We start from the raw sequence: 4080 nt of genomic DNA, 5'->3' as shown, positions 1-4080 counted from the left end.
AGCCGCCGCGCCGGCCGGGCGAGCTGCCCGTCCGCGAGCCCGGGGCGCAGCTCCCCAGCCGCCCGCCCGCCGAGGACGAGGGCCCGAACTCGCTCTTCCAGCCGCGCAGCGAGCGCATGCAGGACGGCGCGTCCGGCAACGGCGTCCGGCCGCCGGGCCGGCACACCGCCCCGCAGTCCGTCGTCCCGGAGGCGCAGCCGGCGGTGCCCGAGCCCGGCGCGCCCCGCCACATCCCCTGGGAGACGGGCCCGCTCCAGCAGGTCGGCGGGCACTCCGACCCCTACGCCGACGGCTCCTCCAACGGCGCGCGTCCCCCGGTCCCCGGTTCCGCGGGAGCGTGGGGGGAGGTCGGCGACCCGGCGGCGGACGCGGCGCGGCCGGACCTGTCCCGCACGATGCCCAACCCGCCGGAGGACGCCATTCCGGAGCCCCCCTTCGCCGAGCCGCCGGCCTACGACCACCCGGCGCGGGCCGCCGCGCCCCCCGCCCCGCGGCCGTCACCGGCCGACAAGGCGCCTCCCCGGGTGCCCGAGCGCTCCCCTATCTTTGACGCGATGCAGTCGGAGTGGTTCATGCGACGGACGGGAACCGCCGCGGGCGAGGACCCGGCGAAGGGCTGGGAGTCCCCGGCGGACGCGGGGTTCCGCGCCGCCGAGGCGGCGCGCGAGCCGGTCCAGGGCGCGCGCACGTCCGTCGGGCTGCCCAAGCGGGTGCCCGGCAAGAACCGCGTGCCCGGGGCGGTGGGTCGGCAGGCGACCCCCGCCGAGAGCAGGCCGGCGCCGGCCGCCCCCGCGGCCGCCCGGCCCGCCGGCGCCGGGACCGGCCAGGCGCAGCAGGGCTACGGCCAGCCGGCCGAAACAGTGCGCAACCGCTTCGCGAGCCTGCAGCGCGGCGTCCATCGGGGCCGCACCGAGACTCGCGGCGGAGGCACGTCAGGTGAGGCGTCGTCGCAGGGCGACGACGAGACAGGAGGCACCCGGTGAGCGGGCAGGATCTCAACTGGTTGGTGACGAACTTCGCGGACCGAGTCGCGAAGGTCGCGCACGCCGTCGTGGTCTCCTCGGACGGATTGCCGATGGCGTACTCGTCGGGCTTCCCGCCGGAGCGCGCGGACCAGCTCTCGGCGATCGCGTCCGGGTTGATGAGCCTGACGCAGGGCGCGGCGAAGATCTTCGACGCGGGCGGCGTGAACCAGACCGTGGTGGAGATGGACCGCGGGCTGCTGTTCGTCATGTCGATCACCAACGGGTCGGTGTTCGCGGTGCTGGCGGCGCCCGACTGCGACCTCGGGCTGGTCGCGTACGAGATGACGCTGCTGGTGGAGCGGGTGGGGCGGGTCCTGACCCCCGCGCTGCGCGCCCAGGACCAGCAGCCTCCGTACGCGGGGCCCCCGGTGACCGAGATGGGCGCCGGGCCCGCCCGCTATTGATCTTGACTGACTTTGACGGAGGTCGGCGACATGGATCGAGGCAGTTCCTACGGAGGCGGCCCGGGACCCGGGCGCTGGCCGGGTGACCACGGGCGGGTACCCGGCCAGGGGAGGCCGCCGGTCCGCGAGGAGAGCGACTCGAGCTCGCTCGTGCGCCCGTACGCCGTCACCGGGGGCCGTACGAAGCCGCGGTACGACCTGGCCATCGAGGCCCTGGTCACCGCGGCGCCCTACCCGCCGCGCGACGTGGCCGTGCTGACCCCCGAGTACCGGGCGATCATGGACCTGTGCCGGTCGGCCCGCTCGGTCGCGGAGGTCTCGGCGCTGCTGCGGCTGCCGCTCGGCGTGGCCCGGGTGCTCGTCGCCGACATGGCCCTCGAAGGACTGCTGCGGTTGCACCAGTCGCGTCCCACCACCGCCGGCGGCCAGCCGGACCTCCGCTTGCTAGAAAGGGTGCTCAGTGGCCTTCGGAAGCTCTGACCAGGTTCCGGTCCCGGGGCCGCACGGCGGGGAGGCCGAGCTGACCTCGGTCAAGATCGTCGTTGGCGGCGGGTTCGGCGTCGGCAAGACCACCTTCGTCGGGTCGGTCTCGGAGATCATGCCGCTCACCACCGAGGCGGTGATGACCGCGGCCAGCGCCGACGTGGACGACCTGTCGGCCGTCCCGGACAAGACGACCACCACGGTCGCGATGGACTTCGGGCGCGTGTCGCTCGACAGCGAGCTGATCCTGTACCTGTTCGGCACCCCCGGGCAGCACCGCTTCTGGTTCATGTGGGACGACCTCGTCCGCGGCGCGATCGGCGCGGTGGTCCTGGTCGACACGCGCCGCCTGGAGGACTGCTTCGCCGCGGTGGACTACTTCGAGGAGCTCGGCCTGCCGTTCGTGGTGGGCGTCAACGGGTTCCACGGCGAGTTCCAGTACGCCGTGGAGGACATCCGCGACGCGCTGTCGATCAGCGCGCACGTGCCGATCGTCCAGTGCGACGCGCGGAGCCGCGAGTCGACCAAGCAGGTGCTGATCACGCTCGTCCAGCACGCGATGTCGGTGCACGCCACGGCGCCGGCCGGGGCGCCCGCGCCGCCCGCGGCCCCCGGCGGGCAGCTCGGGAGCGCCTCGCCGAGCTGGACCTGAGCCCTTCCCCGGAAGCCCCGGTGGACGGCGGGGCACGCCGGTCATGCCCGCTCCGCGTCCCGCGGGCTACGGTCGCGTAGGTATGTGTGCACCATGCATCATTAATCTCCGTGATCGAGAAGAAATCCGTGCGGGGGGACGCGATGGGCGAGGTGCCGCAGATCAGGACGTTCGTGGCCCTCGGTGACAGCTTCACCGAGGGGCTGAACGACCCCTATCCCGGCGAGCCCGACCGCTTCCGCGGCTGGGCCGACCGCCTCGCCGAGCACCTCGCGGCGCACACCCCCGGCCTGCGCTACGCCAACCTCGCGGTCCGCGGCAAGCTGCTGCGCCAGATCGTCGCCGACCAGGTGCCGCGCGCCGTGGAGCTCGCGCCCGACCTCGTGACGTTCTGCGCGGGCGGCAACGACATGATCCGCCCCGGCGCCGACCCGGACGCGCTCGCGGTGCTGTTCGACGGGGCCGTCCGGCGGCTGTCGGCGACCGGCGCCAGGGTGGTCGTCTTCACCGGCTTCGACCCGCGCGACCACCGCGCCGGGTCCCGGCTGCGCGGCAAGGCCGCCACGTACAACATGCACCTGCGGGCCATCGCCGACCGCCGCGGCGCGACCGTCGTCGACCTGTGGCCGATGATGCCGATCTTCGGCGACGCCCGCGCCTGGTACGAGGACCGCCTGCACCTGTCGCCCGAGGGGCACCGGCGCATGGCGCTGCGCGTGGCCGAGGTGATCGGCTGCCCCGTGGACGGCGAGTGGTGCGAGCCCTGGCCCGAGACCGGCCGGACCGACTGGCTCACGCTCCGGCGCGAGGACGTCCACTGGGCCCGCACCTACCTGCTCCCGTGGATCGGGCGCCGCGCGACCGGCCGCTCCTCGGGCGACGGCCGCGGCCCCAAGCGCCCGACCCCCTCGCCGCTGTGGAAGCCGGACGAGCCCGTCCGGCCGGGGGAGCCGGGTGCCGGAAGCCGGGTCGGACCGGCCTAGAGCCTGTTTCTTGGATCAGGTGCGTAGCCAGATGAGCAGGACGGCGATGGTGATGGTGCCGGTGAACAGGTAGCCGCGTTTGTCGAAGCGGGTTGCGACGGCGCGGAACTGCTTGAGGCGGTTGATGGCGCGTTCGACGGTGTTGCGTTGCTTGTAGCGCTCGGGGTCGAAGCCGGGCGGGCGTCCACCGCGGCGTCCGCGGTCGCGGCGGTGCTGCCGCTGGTCGGCCGGCACCGGGATGGTGTGCGCGATCCCGCGTCGCCGCAGATACGCCCGGTTGGCCCGCGAGGAGTAGGCCTTGTCGGCCAGCACATGATCGGGACGGCGGCGTGGGCGGCCCGGCCCCAGCCGTGCGACACCGATGGCGTCCAGGACCGCGACGAACTGCGGGCTGTCACCCCACTGACCGGGAGTGACCAGGAAGGACAGCACCCGACAGCACCCGACAGCGGCCGTCGGCGGCCAGATGAATCTTGCTGGACAGCCCGCCGCGGGAACGTCCTAGTGCTTCGCCTGCCGGGCCACCTCCTCCA

General features: G+C 74.3%; 4 protein-coding genes and 2 pseudogenes. 5 read left to right on the top strand and 1 reads right to left on the bottom strand.

Features of this window, described 5'->3' with window-relative positions; genetic code table 11:
• From E1300_RS51050 to E1300_RS48110, 5 genes and pseudogenes are all read left to right on the top strand, one after another.
• Positions 1-983: pseudogene (locus E1300_RS51050) on the top strand (hypothetical protein); the annotation flags it as partial.
• The gene (locus E1300_RS48125; RefSeq protein ID WP_131763938.1) at positions 980-1429 is read left to right on the top strand and encodes a roadblock/LC7 domain-containing protein; all 450 of its coding nucleotides are present in this window, start codon (positions 980-982) and stop codon (positions 1427-1429) included. The pseudogene E1300_RS51050 and the gene E1300_RS48125, both read left to right, overlap by 4 nt.
• A gap of 30 nt (positions 1430-1459) precedes the next feature.
• Entirely contained in the window at positions 1460-1909 is a 450-nt protein-coding gene (locus E1300_RS48120) for a DUF742 domain-containing protein (RefSeq protein WP_131763937.1), read from the top strand.
• A 40-nt stretch (positions 1910-1949) separates the two neighbouring features.
• On the top strand, positions 1950-2564 hold the full coding sequence (locus E1300_RS48115) for a GTP-binding protein (RefSeq protein ID WP_131763940.1): 615 nt from the start codon (positions 1950-1952) through the stop codon (positions 2562-2564).
• Positions 2565-2707: 143 nt separating this feature from the next.
• Positions 2708-3547, top strand: coding sequence for an SGNH/GDSL hydrolase family protein (locus E1300_RS48110; protein WP_131763939.1), 840 nt, complete (start codon positions 2708-2710; stop codon positions 3545-3547).
• 15 nt (positions 3548-3562) lie between these two features.
• On the opposite strand, the pseudogene E1300_RS48105 reads toward E1300_RS48110, so the two are convergent.
• Positions 3563-4080 (bottom strand): annotated as a pseudogene (locus E1300_RS48105) (IS5 family transposase); the annotation flags it as partial.

Source organism: Actinomadura fibrosa (genome assembly GCF_900659615.1).
Classification (GTDB): Bacteria; Actinomycetota; Actinomycetes; order Streptosporangiales; family Streptosporangiaceae; genus Spirillospora; species Spirillospora fibrosa.
This window is presented reverse-complemented; position numbering and strand designations above follow the sequence as displayed.

What these genes read in the sequence shown, in the direction of transcription:
- E1300_RS48120 (WP_131763937.1), top strand. Translation starts at nt 1,460, where the DNA reads ATGGATCGAGGCAGTTCCTACGGAGGCGGCCCGGGACCCGGGCGCTGG.
- E1300_RS48110 (WP_131763939.1), top strand. Translation starts at nt 2,708, where the DNA reads ATGGGCGAGGTGCCGCAGATCAGGACGTTCGTGGCCCTCGGTGACAGC.